Raw genomic sequence first — 17,764 nt, forward strand, 5'->3', positions numbered from 1 at the left:
TAAGCAAGTGGAAATCGAATCTTCGTTAGTTTTAGCACAAAATCAACTAACAGTAACTCCCACTGCGCGTGAACCGCAAAAGCAAGCGGAAACGCAGGAGCAGCAAAATCAAAGGCGTGACACTCAGTTGCCACGCCAACAGGTTGTGGTGCGCCAAAATAACCCAGAAGCATTCGAACAGGCAGAGCGTTTTCGTCAGCAAAAAAATAATACTGCACAACAGCAGGATTTTAGTTCTCGTCAGGCCATAGAAACCTATCAATCATTAGCTAATGCACAGCAACGTAGTGAGATTCAATCTTTATTAGGTATCGATACTTTCGTCTAAGTTCTTTGTATCAATGAGCGTATCTGATGTGTAATTTTATTCTCAAATCAATTATGATAATTGAACTTACTGACAACCTATGTATCCTAAAATAAGGTGGTTTCACCTTAATTCAAAGCGAATTAAGCAAACGAAATGTTAGTATCAGGGAAATTAAATAGACTGCCAAGGGAAGTTAGAGAGTTAAACAAAGTGCTCATTCTTATGGTCTATTATTTAATATAAAGCGGTTAAAGAGGGATTCTCATGTTAGCAAAAATAGCAGTGTTTTTTTCAGTTGCACTGATGGCTGGTTGTTCAACCATACCCGATAGTATCAAAGTTGAAGATAACGTAACTTTGGTGGAGTATCAAAAGGTGACAGCTAATCCAGAAGCGAATGTTGGTAAAACAGTGCGTTGGGGAGGTGTGATAGCCAATGTCCTTAACTTACCAGATGCGACTATGGTAGAAATGGTCGATTTTCCATTGCGTTCTTATGCAAGACCGTTAGTTTCAAATCAAAGTATGGGGCGCTTTAGAGTGTATATTGACGGGTTTATCGATCCCGTCCTGTTTGAAAAAGGCCGTTCAGTTACCTTCACTGGTGAAGTGACTGGCATGGAAAGCGGTTTGGTTGGTGAACATCAATATCTTTTCCCTACCATTCAATCTTCTGGCTATCACCTTTGGAAAGAAGTAGATCGAGTGGATGTTACAAATTTAGGCATGTGGCCATACACGTCTTCATATTGGGGCTGGCCTTATCGTCCGTACCATCAACGTGTAATTATCCGTCGTCATTCAGATAGTCCATCAGGTGGTTCATTGACTCCTAATCGAGGTTCTCAATCGAATCGTCATAACAACAATAGTTCACCACGAAGAAATAATAGTGTGAAAACCGTCGATAAAGAGCCATAGCGACAAGTAGGTTTGACTTACACAGCCATTTTTAAACTTATATCATTTTTAAAAATGGCTGTGTATCACGGCGGATAATTTCCGGTGGCGGCAATAAAGTGTTAAAAAGCGGCATGTTACTGCCGCTTTTTGGTTTTTAATTGTCGCTGAACAGGATTTTAATATGCTTGATGTAAGGTTTTCTTTGCCAAATTTGGAATTGGCAGGTCTTGCCAATGGTCAATCCGATAAACCTCTTATTATCGCATTGCATGGATGGTTAGATAACGCAGCCAGCTTCTTGCCACTTTCTGAATATTTAAATGATTATCACCTAGTGGCGATTGACTTCGCAGGGCACGGTCTCTCCAGCCATCGTAGTGCAGACGCCCACTATCATCAGATCGATTTTGTCCATGACTTACACGAATTTGTTTTAAATCAGGGATATAAAAAATTTATATTATTGGGACACTCCATGGGAGGGATTGTCGGCTCTATGTACGCAAGTTGTTTCCCGGAATACGTTTCTCACTACATAACGATTGAATCATTTGGTCCGTTGACGAAAGAAGCAAAAAGCAGCCCAGTGCAAATGCGAGAATCTATCGAAAGTCGTTTGAAGTTACAGGCTAGGGAGGCAAAACACCCGAAAAGCTACGATGCTGTGGTTAAGGCCAGAGCGTTAGCCGGAGATTTGAGTGAAGAAGCTGCTAGGTTATTGGTCAATCGTAATTTGTTTGAGCAGGATGGGGAGTTGCGTTTTAGAACCGATAGACGATTGCGTGCATTATCTTCTTTGCGTGTTACGGAAGAACAGGCAAAACACTTTATGCAAAATATTCAAGCGCCTACCTTGGCAATTATGGGAAGCAAGGGGTATGAGACAATGCGTGAAAAAGTTAAAGAAAGATTCGATTGGGTGGCAAACCTGCAGCAAATAAGTTGTGATGGTGGTCATCACTTGCATATGGATAATTGTCATCAGGTAGCGACTGCTTTGCTTGATTTTTTAGCAGATAATCCAGTAAATCACTAGAAATCGGCTACAATCAGGTCTTACCTGTTTTAATTTAAATGTTCATTGGTTAACATCAGGACAGAATACAAAGAAAATACGCCCTTGGAGGCAAAGTGGACAAAATTTGGTTAGAGCATTACGATCCTCGAATTCCCGCCGAAATCGACCCAGAACGCTATTCTTCAGTAGTAGATATTTTTGAAAAATCTGTGGCTACATACGCAAATAATACAGCGTTTATTAATATGGGCCATAGCATTACCTTCGCTGAACTCGACAAATTATCAGCACAGTTTGCCGCATACTTACAAGCCGAGGGATTAGAAAAAGGTGACCCTGTAGCGATAATGATGCCTAACATCATCCAATATCCCATTGCCTTGTTTGGGATTTTGCGTGCCGGTCTCACTGTGGTGAATGTTAACCCTTTGTACACGGCAAGAGAATTAAAACACCAATTAAATGATTCGAATACAAAAGCCATTGTTATTATTGAAAATTTCGCTTGTACATTGGCAGAAGTTGTTGGCCAAACCCAAGTCAAAAAAGTCTTATTAACGCAAATAGCAGATATGTTTCCAGCACCTAAACGTTGGATAATGAACTTTGCCGTTAAATACATCAAAAAGATGGTACCGAGCTTTAGCATCGATAATACAGAAAGCTTCACAGCTGCGGTTAAAAAGGGGGCGTCGCTTTCTTATACGCGACCCGATATTAGCATTAATGACATCGCATTCTTACAATACACAGGAGGAACCACTGGTGTATCTAAAGGGGCAATGCTCACTCATCGAAATATGGTGGCTAATCTTGAGCAAATATCGTCGGTGTTAGAAACGGTTATCCAGCCGGGCAAAGAATTGGTGGTAACCGCGTTGCCGCTTTATCATATTTTTGCACTGCAGGCGAACTGCCTGACATTTGTAAAATTTGGCTGTCCAAGTCTACTCATTACCAATCCTCGAGATATGCAGGGGTTTGTAAAAGAAATGTCTGAATATCCGTTTACCGTTTTGACAGGGGTTAATACCTTATTTAACGGGCTACTTAACACCCCCGGATTTGCTGAGCTTGATTTTAGTGACCTGAAGTTTGCACTAGGCGGCGGTATGGCTGTGCAAAAACCTGTCGCTGAGAAATGGGAAAAAGTAACAGGCAAAGTGTTGTTAGAAGGTTACGGTTTAACGGAATGCAGTCCGGTTGTTACGGTTAATCCACCGCAGTTGGAAAGTTACAAAGGCTCGATTGGTATGCCCGTTTCTTCCACCGACATTAAACTCTGTGACGACGATGGCAACGAGGTGCCTTTAGGAGAGCCGGGTGAAATGTACGTGAAAGGTCCGCAGGTAATGAAAGGCTATTTAAATCGTCCTGAAGCCACTGAAGAAACCATTAAAGATGGTTGGTTATTAACCGGAGACATCGCCACTGTTGATGAACAAGGCTATTTTTATATAGTTGATCGCAAAAAAGATATGATTTTGGTGTCCGGATTTAACGTGTTCCCAAATGAAGTTGAAGAGGTCGCGGCAATGCATGACCAGGTAGTAGAAGTGGCCGCCGTAGGTGTTCCTAACGAATCTTCTGGGGAAGCAGTTAAACTGTTTGTAGTGCGGAAATCTGAGCAATTAACTGATAAAGCATTGATTGAGCATTGCCGTAAACATCTTACCGGATACAAAGTCCCTAAATTTGTTGAGTTTAGAGACGAGCTTCCAAAGACAAATGTTGGTAAGATACTGCGCAAAGAGTTGCGCGATTAGCTTAAACGAAAACCAAACCCGTTTTCATTTAAAAAAGCCGGCTCATGTCGGTTTTTTTAATTATCTAGGTAACTATCCTCGCATATGCAATATACCTTAATAACTACGTTCGAAGCGTTAAATTCATTTTGTATACAAGCTAGTAATGCGCCTGCCATTGCAGTTGATACAGAGTTTGTCAGAACCAGAACTTTATATCCAAGATTAGGCTTAATTCAAATTTATGATGGCGTAACTTTGGTATTGGTTGATCCTCTAGGGATCGAAGACTTATCCCCGCTAGCTAATCTATTAACTAATCCTAACGTGGTTAAAGTACTTCATTCTTGTTCCGAGGATTTAGAGACGTTTTGGCATAGCCTAAACGTAATTCCTAATCCCATTTTTGATACGCAATTTGCGGCATGTTTACTCAATAAAGGTGCGACCCTTGGCTATGCTGCGTTAATCGAACTAATGTTAGATATTAAACTCGATAAAGGAGAATCGCGCACAGACTGGATTGCCAGACCGTTGAGTGAGCAGCAATGTCAATACGCGGCTAATGATGTCTTGTATTTGTTTCAAGTTTATCCTGAATTGCATGAACAAATAGAAGCGCTTGGGCGGACAGAGTGGGTGTATCAAGAAATGCAGCAGCTCGCATTGAAAAAGTCGGTCAATCTACCCGCTGATCTGGCTTATCTGAATATTAAAAATAACTGGAAACTATCTGGTTTATCTTTATACGTGTTAAAACAATTAGCTAAATGGCGAATAGAACAGGCGAGAATTCGAGACTTAGCGTTAAATTTTGTGGTAAGAGAATCTAATTTGGTAGAAATCGCGCTTACATTACCGACTCATAAAGGGGCAATTTTTGCGATTGATGGCATGACGCCACAAGAAGCCAGGATTCATGGTGATGTATTGCTAAGCTTGGTTGAAGAAGCAAAAAATGCATCCGCAGAAGTGTATCCTGCTCCAGTAGAACGCCTTATGACTCATAAAGGCTTTAAAAAAGCCTCGGCTGAGATGCGAGCTTTGTGTCAACAAAAAGCAGATGAACTTGCTATCCCAGTGGAGGTGGTAGGGTCGAAAAAGCAAATTCAACAACTATTAAAGTACCATTGGCACACACACGATGAATTACGAGAGATGGGCATTAAACCAGATTTAATTCAAGGTTGGAGAGGCGAGCTGGTTGGCGATGTATTACTCAAGATTGTGGCTAAATATGGAGAGGTGAACTAATGCTAGTATACGTTTATAAAAGTAGTAAAAAACAACAAACGTATCTTTACATATTAAAAAAAGATAATTTTGAAGATGTTCCTAAACAACTAATGGACACATTTGGACCGCCTGCTTTTGTGATGATTTTAGCGCTTAAAAAGCATGAAAGATTAGCCCAAGTTGATATTAAAAAATTAACCGATGAATTAAACAAAAACGGTTTCTATTTGCAGTTACCACCTCCCAATGAGGATTTGCTCAAGGCGCACAAACAATCACAAGATAACAAAGCGAAGGAATCAAAGTAGAAATGAAAATGTTAGCGACAGTGTGGGTATCAATATTGCTCATTACCTTTCACAGTGATAACACGCATGCTCAACTAAACGAAAAAGATTATGCGATTTATGTTAATGCACTAAAAAAAGAAGCTATTTCTGAAGGGTTTGAGCAAGCATTTGTTGAACAAACATTTAGCGATATCACCTTTTACAAACGAGCTGTAAAAGCAGATAAAAATCAACCCGAAACTAAAATTACACTCGACACCTATTTAAAAACCCGAGTGCCTGATTGGAAAGTACAGCAAGCCATTGAGTTATATCGTAAACATGAGAATGCGCTGGAGAAAATCGGTAAAGAGTATGGTGTGCAACCTCGATTTATTGTAGCGCTGTGGGGGAATGAGAGTAATTTTGGAAAAATTATGGGGAACTATGATGTCATTTCTGCTTTATCAACTCTCGCCTATGAAGGTCGCCGCGAAGCCTTTTTTAAGCAACAACTATTTGCTGCTTTGACCATATTGCAACAAGGTCATATCCAAAAAGACAAGTTTGTTGGTTCCTGGGCAGGTGCAATGGGCCAAAGCCAATTTATCCCAACATCGTTTCTGACTTACGCAGTTGACTATGATCAAGATGGTAAAAAAGATATTTGGCATAATCCTGTTGATGTTTTTGCTTCAATCGCCAATTACCTCAGTAAAGAAGGTTGGAACGATAACATTACCTGGGGACGCCAAGTGCAAATTCCTCAGGAGTTTGATTTGTCTTTGGCTGGATTGGCTAAATCAAAAATGCAGTCTCTTTCAGCTTGGCAAGCTCTAGGCGTAAGACGATATGATGGCTCAGATTTACCAAACGTTGATTTGCAAGCTTCATTGATCATGCCGGATGATGAAAATGGACGCATTTATCTAGTCTATTCCAACTTCCATACGCTGATGCGATGGAACCGTTCGACGTATTTCGGTAGCGCAGTCAGCTACCTTGCAGACCGGATTAAAAAGGATTTATAAAGCATGGGGTATGTTCATCGCGATGCGTGTGAAAAGGCAATTGAGCTTGATGTGGGAAAGGTAGTTTGCGTAGGCCGAAACTATGTTTACCATGTTAAAGAATTAAATAACGAAATGCCTCAGCAGCCTTTGTTATTTATGAAGCCTGCAACTAGTTTGTGTCATATTCAAGAAACGCTGCTATTACCTCACAATTTGGGGGAATGCCACAATGAGCTAGAGCTCGCGATTTTAATCCAATCACCCCTAAAAAATGCCAACCTTGTGGATGCAAAAAAGGCAATTTGGGGAGTCGGCCTAGCGCTAGATCTAACCTTACGCGATCTTCAAAACGAACTTAAATCAAAAGGTTTACCATGGGAGAGGGCGAAAGCATTTGATCGCGCTTGCCCAGTTTCAGGATTTGTACCTGTCAGGGAAATAAGCGATCTTCAGTCATTAACATTTCAGTTAATGATTAATCAACAAGTTCGACAACAAGGCGATGCTAGCTTGATGATTTGGGATATATGTTCGTTGTTATCGCAAATCAGTGAAGTGTTTACTCTATTACCCGGTGACGTCGTGCTTACTGGCACACCAAAAGGCGTGGGGCCGTTATCTAAAGGTGATGTTTTACAAATGCACTTAGGCGATCATCTACACCTACACACCCAAGTTCAGGAGGCATCGTGAGCCTAGAAAAAAACTTTTGGCAAACGAAGTCATTAAAGGAAATGAACCGCGAAGAGTGGGAAGCGATTTGTGATGGTTGTGCTAAATGTTGTCTGCATAAAATTATTGATGAAAATGCCTCTCAAGCTGATGAGCCTGAGCAAACAGAAGAACTGCATTTTACCAATGTGGTATGCAGTGTTTTAAACACCAAAACCTGCGCATGTACGCAATATGAAAATCGCAGTGTGTTGGTGCCAAATTGCGTTACATTGTCACCGGACAACCTTGCGCAACTCGTTTATATGCCGCCAAGTTGCAGTTATCGACGTTTGCATGAAGGTAAAACCCTGCCTAGTTGGCATCCGTTGCTAAACAAAAATAAAAAATCTGAAATGCACAAAGCAGGTATGTCGGTGCGCGGAAAAACGATTTTTGACAGAGATGTTGATGAACAAGACTTCGAGGATCACATCGTTGTATGGCCACTCAACGAAATAGACTAGTGCTTGGAATTATCTTTATCGATATTAAAACCGTCTATGAGTGAATAGGCGGCTAAACAACACTATTGCAAAAACACCAGAATAAATAGCAAACACGACTATCATCCATTGGGGCATGCTCATGCTCATAAACTCCCAATCAATATTGCCACAGTCACCGGTGGCTGCAAACATGTTCGGTAACCAGTTGTGAAGCGGTAAAAAAGACGGAAAGTTAGGAACGATTTCACAGGAAACGAAAAATGGATTTGACGCATTTTGGAGTTCTACATGCTCTATTGCGATAAACATTCCCCAAATGGCAGATACTCCCCAAACAACAAAACCAATAAAACGTGTGATTAAATTGTTTTTAAGAACAGGGAGTAGTCCAGCAAATAAGAGTCCGAACACTGCTGTACGTTGATAGATACACATAATGCAGGGTTTTAGCTCTAATATGTACTGAAAGTACAAAGCGGTAATAATTAGCGCTACGGCTGATAACATTAAAGTTAACCATGCCCAACGAGAAGAGGCCATTTTGCCAAGCGCTAAAAATATTTTCATTTAAAAACTACCACCTTTCTATTAGTGCGAGCTTCCATCAGCTACTTCGCCACCTGGCACGTGATGGTTTATCCAGTGCAGGTCATACAATACGTCGGTCAATTCTTGCAAGCCAAAATAAGTGGCAGCCAGACCTACGATGGTTAACACAATAGTAAATGGAAAGGCCATATAAACCATGGTGCCATAAGATAGTCTTAATAACGGCGCGATTGCCGAGGTTAATAAGAATAAAAATGCTGCTTGTCCATTAGGTGTTGCGACACTGGGTAGATTAGTACCAGTATTAATAGCCACTGCCAATAAATCGAATTGGTCACGGGTAATTTGACCATTTTTCAATGCGGTGGTCACTTCGGTGATATACACTGAGCCTACAAACACGTTGTCACTCACCATAGATAAAACCCCATTGGCTAAATAGAACATGACCAATTGTGTTTTACCCTCGAATGTCAGTACGTACTCGATAACTGGGGTGAATAAACCTTGGTCAATAATGACCGCGACTACACCAAAAAATACACATAACAAAGCAGTAAAAGGAAGGGCCTCCTCAAATGCTTTACCAATTGCGTGTTCTTCAATTACACCACTCATAGTAGTCGCCAATACAATGACCGATAAACCAATTAAGCCAACCTCAGCCAAATGCAGAGCCAGTCCAACAATTAACCAAACGCCAATCAGGGCTTGAGTAATCAGTCTCGCTTTGTCTAATTTGGTGCGCTGCTGATCCATTTGCGTGTTGTAATCACTTAAAATACCGCGTACCACCGGTGGTAACTGTGCCCCATAACCAAACCAGCCCATCTTTTCAACCACATAGGCAGTCATTAAACCAGCAAAGAAAACAGGGATTGTTACAGGAGACATGCGAACAAAGAATTCACCAAATCCCCAAGACGCTTTATCGGCAATGATAAGGTTTTGAGGTTCCCCTACCATTGTCATCACGCCACCCAATGCCGTACCAATGGCTGCGTGCATCATTAAATTTCTTAAAAATGCGCGGAAGTTTTCTAAATCTTGACGGCTAGGTTGACTTATTTCATCGTCACTTGAATGGTCATGATCTATGGTGAAATCCTTACCAGAAGCCACTTTGTGGTAGATACTGTAAAATCCTAGGCCAACGGCTATAATCACCGCAATTACTGTCAGAGCGTCTAAAAACGCCGATAAGAAAGCGGATGCGACTATAAATGCAAGCGACAACGCTCGTTTATTTTCAATCTTTATTAAAAGCTTAGTAAATAGAAACAGCAATAAGTCTTTCATGAAATAGATACCGGCAACCATAAACACCAGTAATAAAACAACACTGATATTTACTACAATTTCATGATACATATGTTCTGGTGATGTCATCCCAATAAATAGAGACTCGATGAGCAATAAACCACCCGGTTGTAACGGGTAACATTTTAAGGCCATAGCCAAGGTGAAAATAAATTCTAGAACTAATACCCAACCAGCCATATAAGGACTGACAAAATAGAATAGAATAGGATTGATAACCAAAAATCCGAAGATAACTTGTTTGTACCAATCAGGTGCATGACCCAAAAAGTTTTTGTAAATTGCTTGAGTCGTAGAAACTTGCATAGGGGAATCCTTTTACTCGCAACGATTAAGTAAGCTTGCTTTCTTTTGTGCGCTTATTTTTAAAAGGTAAGCGCATTAAATGCAAGGTAAATCTATTGATAATCAGTATATTGATTCTATTTGAACAGATATTGAGCGGCTTTGCGACCGTTAAGGACCTTTAAAAGTTTAACATCTTGTTAAACTTTCATTGTTCCATACAAAATTCATCTGGTACAATCAGTTAAAACATGACATTAAAAAGATAATAAGAGAGCCGTTGCATGATTTATAAGGCACAAAGTCCAGCTGGATTTGCAGAAGAATACATTGTTGAGTCGATTTGGAGTGGACGTTTCCCTCCAGGCACAATTCTACCCGCAGAACGCGAATTGTCAGAACTCATTGGTGTAACTAGGACTACATTGCGCGAAGTATTGCAACGACTGGCCCGAGATGGCTGGTTAACGATTCAGCACGGTAAGCCAACAAAAGTAAATAATTTTTGGGAGACGTCTGGCTTAAACATACTCGAAACATTAGCAAGACTCGATCAAGATGGAATTTCTGAATTGGTTGATCATCTGTTAGCTGCCAGAACTAATTTGAGTGCAGTGTTTATTCGTGGTGCAATCAAAAATGACGCACAGCGGGTAAAAGAGATTCTTAAAGGTTATCAAGATATTCCGGAAGATGGAGCAGCATTTGCACTTTATGATTATCGAATTAATCATGACATGGCGTTTGCTTCGGGAAATAAAGTTTATGTGTTGATGATGAACGGGTTCAGAGGCTTGTACTCACGAATCGGAGGTTACTACTTTTCCTGTGCTAAGTCGCGAGATTTGTCTCGTAACTATTACAAGAAGTTGTTGGAATTGGCAGATAACGGCGATTTCGCTGGAGTCGCCTCGGTGATCAGAGAATACGGTATTGAATCCGGTAAAATCTGGCATGAAATTCGTGCTGAGATGCCAAACGATTTAGTCGATTAACCTGTTTAACGCTTATAACCCATGCACTAAAGACTGAGTGGTTTATCAACGTGGTAAGCTACTCAGCCCATATCTAATTTTAAATTCCACGTAAATTCAATCAGTTATATTTTTTCTTCGAAAATAAACGACTATTTCATTAGTTTAGTATGCGCTTTCTAATTTAGATCGTTAATCTTGTTCACAGTCAACTAATCGAGGAAATATTCATGACTAATTTAGACGCTATTAAAAGTAAAGTTTCAGACGCTGAAGATTTCGCACGTAAAATCTGGTTGGCAGGTCTAGGTGCATACGGTAAGAGCTTCGACGAAGCGCAGGGTCAATACGAAAAATTGACGACTGAAGCTGGTAAAGTATTCGAAGAGCTTGTTGAAAAAGGCGAAGTGCTAGAAACTGAAGCTAAAGCTAAGATCAAAGCTAAGACTAACGTTGAAGAACGTGTTGCTGAAGTTCGCAAGAAGCTTGGTTTAGATTCTTCTGGTTCAGAAGATAAAGTAGAAGAACTTTCTGCAAAGATTGATGCATTGACTGACGCTGTTGCTAAATTAGCAGCCAAGTAATGTTTTCAAGTTCAGGGGCTGCTTGACGAAATAAGCTTTAATTCGTTGAGATACTCAGCTCCTGAGCATCTGTAGATAATCAAGCAGTAAAATTAAATTGGGGGCGTTATGAAAGCGGTTAAATCTGTAGAAGAAACTGGGTGTAAATCTTGGTTAGCAAGTGTTGGTGCATATGGGGAGAGCGTAAATAAATCGACCGATACACTGGACAAATTGTATACAGACGGTAATGCTTTGGTACATGACCTGATTGTTCGCGGCGAATCAGTAGAAGCAACGCTAAAAGCGAAACTAAAACAGAGCCCGGTATTTAAGGGGAAATCGATGTTAGAAAATAAAATTGCGATGCTAAAAGCGAAATTAGGCATGCAAAGTAAAAGTCGAGAAATTCAACTTGAGAAACTATCCGCAAAGGTAGATGACCTGATTGATGTTGTAGCTAAACTAGCACAGCAAAAAGCAGCTGAACAAGCCGCAGCAAAATCAGCGGCCAAAACGACGACCAAAACAACGACCACGCGTAAACCGGCTGCTCAAAAATCTACGACTAGAAAAACAGCGGCAAGTGCCAAAAAATCGACAACGACGACTAAGTCTGCAACGACTACTAAGGCAACTACGACTGGAACGCGTACTCGCAAACCAGCAGCTAAAAAGCCCGCAGCAGATAACGAATAATGAGTAGTTAGCTAAATCAAGCAGAATTTGATTTGCTAACGCCATCTGCTTTTAACCTATCTGAACATTTTCATCTGCCATTTAAAAATCCCCAGTAAATACTGAGGATTTTAGGTTGTATAGATATTTATTTAGTACAACAAATTTATAGTGTGTATCGATGGTGCACTCATCGTTCAGTGTGGTGTCTGAATCCAGCTAAAGTACACTATTAATAAAAACTAGGTAATTGGAGCTAGTACAGTTAACTCTCCAAATCCTAAGTTGTCTTTAAAATGTCAGGCTTGCCGTCGATCTCCAAAAAAGTTGCCAGTTAATAATCCTGCAATGTTATTATTCCTCTTTGATTGAAAACAAATAGGCGACACCCAAATGGAAATCCAATACGCCTAGCGCAACACTGTCATTTCCGGAGCAAAATAAAGCTAATGTGATGTGTAAATTGTCTGAAATCAACGACTAAGGTAATATTTACTCTATTTTAAAAATTACAATATACAAAGACTTAAATATTTTTAGTTAGGAGAGAAAAGGAAGGAGTATGGACGCACACATAGATGCATTGCAAACCAGTTTTAATCAGCAAGATTATCATCAGGTCGTTGAAAAATATGATCGACTTTTAGAATCTGTTGCTAATGACGAAGATGCAATTAAAGAATATGACAAATTTCGTGCTTTAAAAATCAGTTCGTTATTAATGCTAAAAAATGATGAAAGAGTCGCTGCGGAAATAGCGTATCTAAACGATCGCTATCAAGATGACGAGATGGTGATGTACTACGTAGTTAAGTTGCTTGAGCAACTCGGCGCGTTGCAGCAAATCTTGTTATTGAAATCTAAGCATAGAATCGTTTTGGCGACACAATGCTATGTGGCCCAACATTTAAACGAAATAGGGCAGTGGGCAAAGTTTCAACAGTTATTTGTCGAGCAACCCCCAACTACACGCGACCGACTTATTAAATTTAGAATCGGTAAAGGGGATGAACAAGTTTCATATAGCTTCACAGATCAGGTGACGGCTTTTAATATCAACGCAGATTTACCCAATAACAACATGTTTATTGAGTTTCAAATTCAAGCAGAAAATTTTTCAGCTAAAGCGTCAATTCCTGGGCCAAGCAATGACGCAATATGTGAAACAGGATACGTGGAATTTGCATCTGATTTAGAACCTCAATCGCAAGAAGTGAATTTTTACGATGTAAAAACCTATCCCTATATTTCACCATTCGGCATTATTGTCGAAGCGGGAGAGATGGAGATTATAATTAACAATATTCAAGATGTAGAACCTAACCTAAACTGATTGTCGGCTGTTTACTCGTTAAAAAAGTAAACAGCCATATTAAGAGCACCCTTATTCATTAAGCAGATTTTGTGCTACCCACTAGTCTTAATCCGTTGTGTTGGGTAAGTACACGTTGCTCTCTAGCTTTCAACAGTTTTAGGTATTTACTGAAGGTCTTACTAATTTGTGTATCGCGTTTGATGCGATCGATTTGTGGCCAGGTTGCGCGCTCTGCGCTGGCGATTAATTTTTCAATACTGCGCAGCGATGGATTTGCAAAAATGTGTTTTAAACTGGCAAAACCACGTTTGGGTAGAATATTTATATCGCCTACATATTGCTGATCTATGATTGAGCGTAATTTGTGTAACCCTAATTTAGCGCCTTTGTGCGAGGTAACACCTTCAAGCACGTCAAATGCATAAATACTATTTAATTTCGCAATATTGCTTAAATGGCGCCAAGTGAGAGCAGTCATTCCGCGCGTGTCGGTTTTATCACGAGATAGAAATGGCACTGCAAGCGGGTTAGTTTGACTGACAATACTGTGATTAACACCGTACAAACGAGCTAATTGTTTAAATGGCATATCGGCCATCAACGAACCGTCAGCAAAGCGACGATTTGGTATGTAAGGTACGATTTTACCATCTGCTTGTTTTGCTTTGAGTTGCACAGGACTAAACACTAATGGAATCGCACATGAAGCACGCACGGCCTGCGTAATAATGGCATTGGGAGAGGTTTTTGCGTTTAACAAGCGAGAATATTGGTGCAGGTCTGAAGGTGATACCGTCACGGTGACATGTCGACCTGTCTTGTGAAAAGCTTCTTCAAAAGTCATTAGGTCAAACAGTTCAATCAGCGCATTTTCCAAATTCGTACTGTCCATCAGGCTATTGCGCCCAAATCCCTGCCAAATTCTCCAGTTACTGAATTTTTCGTAAATGTTTTGTGGTTCTAACGCTTCTTTTAATTCTTCATTGGTACGAGTGGCAATTAAACTTGCGATGATAGAGCCTGCGCTGGCACCGGAAACGACATCAGGTAGTAAATCGTGCTCGGTCAATGATTTCACTACGCCACCATGAAAAAATCCAAGGCCCGCGCCACCACTTAACATTAAACAGCTTTTTCCAAACGCATGAGCTGTCTCATCAAAAAACGACAGTTTTTCGTAAAAATCGATTTCTGACTCGTCTGCGTGGTAGATAAAATCAAGGGATTCACACACCTGATCGATAAACTCTTGAATAAGATATTTTGTCCCTATTTTGCTGTGATTCTTGATCGCAGAATTAGCAATATTCCCTAAATTTCCGTGAATACCTTCATGTAAGATTGACATTAAGCCCAATGCATCGCCGCGAGAGCGTGCTAACTTTATACGTTGAACACGTTTACGTATGAGACGATAGTCATATTCTTTACACGCATCTTTTGCTTTCCATTCTTCAGCGCCAGACAATTCATCATGTTCTTGGCAAGCTTCCTTGTATTCTTGATAGCTATCAGCATGTTTGATCGTGGCGTTTAATTCTGTAAGCGAATCACGGTTTGCCATTTGAACCACCTAGTTTTATAAGTACTGCTTTTAAACAAAAGGGTTAGCAATACGTTTATTTGTTGCCCTTTTGCTCCAATCTTAAATTAAAATACTATTCCATCTATACACTAACATTGTCATCATGACGGGAATATTAGTCTTTAGGATTATCCTATTAATAAAGGAATATTTTAGAAAGCGCTACCCAATTTAATTTATTTTTGGTAATCAAGCTATTTTGCTTAAAATATCGTTCAAACTTGCAGTATTTATCATCAATACAGTGAATTTGATTGACCATTGTAATTGCAAAGTTTAGCCTGACATTGTGGGCAATGTGCCCAACAATTGGCTGCGGCTATTTATTAATTGGCGTTGTTCGTAGAGTAAGCGGAATAAATAATTCGTTTTTCATTCCTGATAAATTAAATAAAGGCATCCAAGCTAGTTATGCAATGGATTTTAGAAAATTACTTGTTGCTGTTAATTCCAATTACTAGCGGGATAGTTGGTTGGGCGACTAATTATTTAGCGGTTAAAATGATGTTTTATCCGATTGAATTTATTGGTATCCGTCCATTTTTTGGCTGGCAAGGGCTCATTCCCATGAAGCGTCGCGAAATGGCTGAAATCGAAGTCGAGTTGGTGTTAGGAAAGTTGCTTAGTGTACAAGAACTGGCTAGTCGAATCGAAGCTGACAAGTTAACCGCTTCAATTCAACGTCGACTCAAACAAGTACTACGTAAAGTCGTTAACCAAGTAATGCAAGAGTCTGCCCCGCAAATGTGGGCATCCATGCCGGTGCAAGCCAAAAACCTTGTTTATAAACGTGTTGAGGCTGATATTCCCAATGTTGTGGCTAAAATGGTCGATGATTTTAAGCACAACGTCAACGAAATCCTCGATATTAAAGAATTGGTTGTTGGTCATTTGGTTAATGAGCCGGAGCTAATCAACGAGATTTTTCTAAAGTCAGGTGAAAAAGAATTTCCATTTATTGAACGCTCAGGTCTCTATTTTGGTTTTTTGTTTGGTTTACCCACAATGGCATTTTGGTTCTGGCTACAAAACTGGTGGATATTGCCGCTAGGTGGTCTGATTGTCGGATATGCAACTAACTGGATCGCGATAAAGATTATTTTTGAGCCTAAAAAGCCAATTCGCTTATTTGGTATTACCTTTCAAGGCATGTTTTTAAAGCGTCAAAAGGAAGTTTCTGAAGTTTACTCAGATATCATTGAGAAGAAACTAATCAACTCCAAGAATATCACCGATATTGTATTGCACGGGTCAGGTTCTGCACAGTTATTGGAACTGATCGAACTACATGTAAATGACGCTATTGAACGATACGTGGCAATTGCTCAACCGTATTTCGCGTTAGGTGTCGGCTCAGAAAAGTACTACAAAATGAAAGAACTGGCAGTGCAATTGATTTTTGATAGCTCTGACAAATATTTACAGTATGCTCACGATTACGCCAATGGTGCATTGCAAGTTGGGGACGATTTATGTGCCCGTATGCAAATGCTTTCGCCAGAGGAATTCGAAGGGGTGTTACGACCTGCATATCAAGCAGATGAGTGGAAACTCATATTGGTGGGGGCTGTCTTAGGTATGATCGCCGGGTTTATGCAGCTTTATTTGGTGTAACTTCATATAACCCTATTTAATCATTTCGATTCAATTAAGTTGAAAATACCGATAAGTGACAAGGTAAGCTTGTGCTTCGGGGCTAACTCTATCAAGGGCGATTTCGCTTGGTGTGATTCGCGCATTTTCACTGACTGCGAAACATATTCTGGAAGAACAGGATAATTTTCATCTAGTAGTTCATTGATAATTTGTATGGGTAAATTCGCGTTACGCATAAATTGATTGGCAATGATCCCTTCAATTTCCATTTCAGAATTATGGTCTTCTTTAATTTCAGCGATTTTTTGTTGCAAGCTGTATAAACCTTGTCTGGCAAAATCGTCACAATCAATAGGGATTAGGCACCGCGACGCAGCAATGAGTGCTGACAGACTGTAAAAGTTTAATGCAGGTGCGGTATCGATATAAATACGATCGTAATCGTCACTGAGCGACGTCAAGGCTTCTTTTAATTTGTAGATTTTGTGGCGACTATCTAATTCGCTTTCCAACTCAGCTAAACGTTCAGAGCCGGCAATGATATCTAGGTTTTTTACCTTGGTAGGCTGACAAAACTCATTGGCTGCACGACGGTGAAGGTGAAAAGTAATGGTTTGCTCGAACAAGTTTGCAATTGTGGAGTCGTCATTTGCTTTAATTGCATCCAAATAAGCGGTGCTATTGCATTGGGTGTCTAAGTCAACCAACAGGGTTTTAAAACCATTGTGAGCTGAAATAGCAGCCAAATTGACGGTTAAACTGGATTTCCCAACACCACCTTTTTTGTTGAATAGCACTCTTATCATTGCATATACCTCTGGATCTATTTAATACTTTTAAAAAACGATATCTAATCTGCTGTTTACAAGGCTGTGTAGCCAAAGATCGTAGAAGTTCACAATGTGACGTTCAGATAATAATAATTATGTACTAAAAGTAAACATAAATTGGCGTAGCTTACCGTCAACGAGTTGGTGATATTTTTAATGGTATGACTTGTATAACCCTAACGGGATGTGAAAAGATGAGTATTATTCATCTCGTACTATTTTTTTCACACGCATTTCTCCATTGTGTGGTATAGCTAACAGAGAATACAACATTCGGCTACATTTGGTTTTTACATATGAAAACGGCAGAAAAAATATTAGTCACTTCGTTGGACTTATTTAACCAACATGGAGAAAGTAATGTTAGTAGTGTCGATATTGCGGTTGAATTAGACATAAGCCCAGGCAATTTATA

General features: G+C 40.0%; 18 protein-coding genes and 1 pseudogene. 15 read left to right on the forward strand and 4 right to left on the reverse strand.

The genetic code is table 11. From position 1 onward, the window contains the following. Window positions 1-7 precede the first annotated feature (7 nt). The 9 genes from GLIP_RS21295 to GLIP_RS04485 all read left to right on the forward strand — a co-directional run bounded on the left by GLIP_RS21295 (window position 8) and on the right by GLIP_RS04485 (window position 7,672). On the forward strand, window positions 8-328 hold the full coding sequence (locus GLIP_RS21295) for a hypothetical protein (protein WP_008843383.1): 321 nt from the start codon (window positions 8-10) through the stop codon (window positions 326-328). A 246-nt stretch (window positions 329-574) separates the two neighbouring features. Beyond that, entirely contained in the window at window positions 575-1,231 is a 657-nt protein-coding gene (locus GLIP_RS04450; RefSeq protein ID WP_008843384.1) for a Slp family lipoprotein, read from the forward strand. A gap of 163 nt (window positions 1,232-1,394) precedes the next feature. After that, complete coding sequence (locus GLIP_RS04455; RefSeq protein WP_008843385.1) at window positions 1,395-2,249, forward strand: alpha/beta fold hydrolase; 855 nt, start codon at window positions 1,395-1,397, stop codon at window positions 2,247-2,249. 95 nt (window positions 2,250-2,344) lie between these two features. Further along, window positions 2,345-3,997: a long-chain-fatty-acid--CoA ligase FadD gene (gene fadD / locus GLIP_RS04460; RefSeq protein ID WP_008843386.1), complete on the forward strand. Its 1,653-nt coding sequence runs from the start codon at window positions 2,345-2,347 to the stop codon at window positions 3,995-3,997. Window positions 3,998-4,081: 84 nt separating this feature from the next. Continuing rightward, entirely contained in the window at window positions 4,082-5,230 is a 1,149-nt protein-coding gene (rnd, locus tag GLIP_RS04465) for a ribonuclease D (RefSeq protein ID WP_008843387.1), read from the forward strand. Beyond that, entirely contained in the window at window positions 5,230-5,520 is a 291-nt protein-coding gene (locus GLIP_RS04470) for a YcgL domain-containing protein (protein ID WP_008843388.1), read from the forward strand. The genes rnd and GLIP_RS04470 overlap by 1 nt, the downstream gene beginning before the upstream one ends. 2 nt (window positions 5,521-5,522) lie before the next feature. Then, on the forward strand, window positions 5,523-6,512 hold the full coding sequence (locus GLIP_RS04475) for a lytic murein transglycosylase (RefSeq protein ID WP_008843389.1): 990 nt from the start codon (window positions 5,523-5,525) through the stop codon (window positions 6,510-6,512). Between the two features lie 3 nt (window positions 6,513-6,515). Continuing rightward, a complete protein-coding gene (locus tag GLIP_RS04480; RefSeq protein WP_008843390.1) occupies window positions 6,516-7,187 on the forward strand; it encodes a fumarylacetoacetate hydrolase family protein in 672 nt (223 codons plus the stop codon). Next, window positions 7,184-7,672: a YcgN family cysteine cluster protein gene (locus GLIP_RS04485; protein WP_008843391.1), complete on the forward strand. Its 489-nt coding sequence runs from the start codon at window positions 7,184-7,186 to the stop codon at window positions 7,670-7,672. Before GLIP_RS04480 ends, GLIP_RS04485 begins: the two co-directional genes overlap by 4 nt. 24 nt (window positions 7,673-7,696) lie before the next feature. On the opposite strand, the gene dsbB is transcribed toward GLIP_RS04485, so the two are convergent. Together dsbB and nhaB are read right to left on the reverse strand one after the other, a co-directional pair. Continuing rightward, complete coding sequence (gene dsbB / locus GLIP_RS04490) at window positions 7,697-8,221, reverse strand: disulfide bond formation protein DsbB (RefSeq protein WP_008843392.1); 525 nt, start codon at window positions 8,219-8,221, stop codon at window positions 7,697-7,699. 21 nt (window positions 8,222-8,242) lie between these two features. Further along, window positions 8,243-9,829: a sodium/proton antiporter NhaB gene (nhaB, locus tag GLIP_RS04495; RefSeq protein ID WP_008843393.1), complete on the reverse strand. Its 1,587-nt coding sequence runs from the start codon at window positions 9,827-9,829 to the stop codon at window positions 8,243-8,245. 263 nt (window positions 9,830-10,092) lie between these two features. On the opposite strand from nhaB, the gene fadR reads away from it, so the two are divergent. The 4 genes from fadR (at window position 10,093) to GLIP_RS04515 (ending at window position 13,356) form a co-directional block, all read left to right on the forward strand. Then, window positions 10,093-10,803 (forward strand): fatty acid metabolism transcriptional regulator FadR, encoded by a 711-nt coding sequence (gene fadR / locus GLIP_RS04500; RefSeq protein ID WP_008843395.1) that lies wholly within the window; start codon window positions 10,093-10,095, stop codon window positions 10,801-10,803. 209 nt (window positions 10,804-11,012) lie between these two features. Continuing rightward, the gene (locus tag GLIP_RS04505) at window positions 11,013-11,366 is read left to right on the forward strand and encodes a phasin family protein (RefSeq protein ID WP_008843396.1); all 354 of its coding nucleotides are present in this window, start codon (window positions 11,013-11,015) and stop codon (window positions 11,364-11,366) included. Between the two features lie 108 nt (window positions 11,367-11,474). Continuing rightward, window positions 11,475-12,044, forward strand: coding sequence for a hypothetical protein (locus tag GLIP_RS04510; RefSeq protein WP_008843397.1), 570 nt, complete (start codon window positions 11,475-11,477; stop codon window positions 12,042-12,044). Between the two features lie 541 nt (window positions 12,045-12,585). Beyond that, the gene (locus GLIP_RS04515; protein WP_008843399.1) at window positions 12,586-13,356 is read left to right on the forward strand and encodes a hypothetical protein; all 771 of its coding nucleotides are present in this window, start codon (window positions 12,586-12,588) and stop codon (window positions 13,354-13,356) included. A 58-nt stretch (window positions 13,357-13,414) separates the two neighbouring features. Here GLIP_RS04515 and GLIP_RS04520 read toward each other — a convergent pair whose 3' ends face one another. Then, complete coding sequence (locus GLIP_RS04520) at window positions 13,415-14,902, reverse strand: DUF3336 domain-containing protein (protein ID WP_008843400.1); 1,488 nt, start codon at window positions 14,900-14,902, stop codon at window positions 13,415-13,417. Between the two features lie 432 nt (window positions 14,903-15,334). On the opposite strand from GLIP_RS04520, the gene GLIP_RS04525 reads away from it, so the two are divergent. After that, entirely contained in the window at window positions 15,335-16,537 is a 1,203-nt protein-coding gene (locus tag GLIP_RS04525) for a DUF445 domain-containing protein (RefSeq protein ID WP_008843403.1), read from the forward strand. Window positions 16,538-16,557: 20 nt separating this feature from the next. Here the strand turns inward: GLIP_RS04525 and GLIP_RS04530 are convergent, their stop codons facing one another. Beyond that, window positions 16,558-17,325 (reverse strand): ParA family protein, encoded by a 768-nt coding sequence (locus GLIP_RS04530; RefSeq protein ID WP_008843404.1) that lies wholly within the window; start codon window positions 17,323-17,325, stop codon window positions 16,558-16,560. Window positions 17,326-17,645: 320 nt separating this feature from the next. Between GLIP_RS04530 and GLIP_RS22455 the strand changes: the two are divergent. Further along, window positions 17,646-17,764, forward strand: a pseudogene (locus GLIP_RS22455) (TetR/AcrR family transcriptional regulator); the annotation flags it as partial.

Origin of the sequence: Aliiglaciecola lipolytica E3 (genome assembly GCF_000314975.1) — a bacterium.
Lineage (GTDB): Bacteria > Pseudomonadota > Gammaproteobacteria > Enterobacterales > Alteromonadaceae > Aliiglaciecola > Aliiglaciecola lipolytica.

Excerpts from the sequence above, each read along its gene's own strand:
- GLIP_RS04450 (WP_008843384.1), top strand. The coding sequence starts at position 575 with ATGTTAGCAAAAATAGCAGTGTTTTTTTCAGTTGCACTGATGGCTGGT.
- GLIP_RS04455 (WP_008843385.1), top strand. The coding sequence starts at position 1,395 with ATGCTTGATGTAAGGTTTTCTTTGCCAAATTTGGAATTGGCAGGTCTT.
- rnd (WP_008843387.1), top strand. The coding sequence starts at position 4,082 with ATGCAATATACCTTAATAACTACGTTCGAAGCGTTAAATTCATTTTGT.
- GLIP_RS04470 (WP_008843388.1), top strand. The coding sequence starts at position 5,230 with ATGCTAGTATACGTTTATAAAAGTAGTAAAAAACAACAAACGTATCTT.
- GLIP_RS04475 (WP_008843389.1), top strand. The coding sequence starts at position 5,523 with ATGAAAATGTTAGCGACAGTGTGGGTATCAATATTGCTCATTACCTTT.
- GLIP_RS04480 (WP_008843390.1), top strand. The coding sequence starts at position 6,516 with ATGGGGTATGTTCATCGCGATGCGTGTGAAAAGGCAATTGAGCTTGAT.
- dsbB (WP_008843392.1), bottom strand. The coding sequence starts at position 8,221 with ATGAAAATATTTTTAGCGCTTGGCAAAATGGCCTCTTCTCGTTGGGCA.
- nhaB (WP_008843393.1), bottom strand. The coding sequence starts at position 9,829 with ATGCAAGTTTCTACGACTCAAGCAATTTACAAAAACTTTTTGGGTCAT.
- fadR (WP_008843395.1), top strand. The coding sequence starts at position 10,093 with ATGATTTATAAGGCACAAAGTCCAGCTGGATTTGCAGAAGAATACATT.
- GLIP_RS04505 (WP_008843396.1), top strand. The coding sequence starts at position 11,013 with ATGACTAATTTAGACGCTATTAAAAGTAAAGTTTCAGACGCTGAAGAT.
- GLIP_RS04510 (WP_008843397.1), top strand. The coding sequence starts at position 11,475 with ATGAAAGCGGTTAAATCTGTAGAAGAAACTGGGTGTAAATCTTGGTTA.
- GLIP_RS04515 (WP_008843399.1), top strand. The coding sequence starts at position 12,586 with ATGGACGCACACATAGATGCATTGCAAACCAGTTTTAATCAGCAAGAT.
- GLIP_RS04520 (WP_008843400.1), bottom strand. The coding sequence starts at position 14,902 with ATGGCAAACCGTGATTCGCTTACAGAATTAAACGCCACGATCAAACAT.
- GLIP_RS04525 (WP_008843403.1), top strand. The coding sequence starts at position 15,335 with ATGCAATGGATTTTAGAAAATTACTTGTTGCTGTTAATTCCAATTACT.
- GLIP_RS04530 (WP_008843404.1), bottom strand. The coding sequence starts at position 17,325 with ATGATAAGAGTGCTATTCAACAAAAAAGGTGGTGTTGGGAAATCCAGT.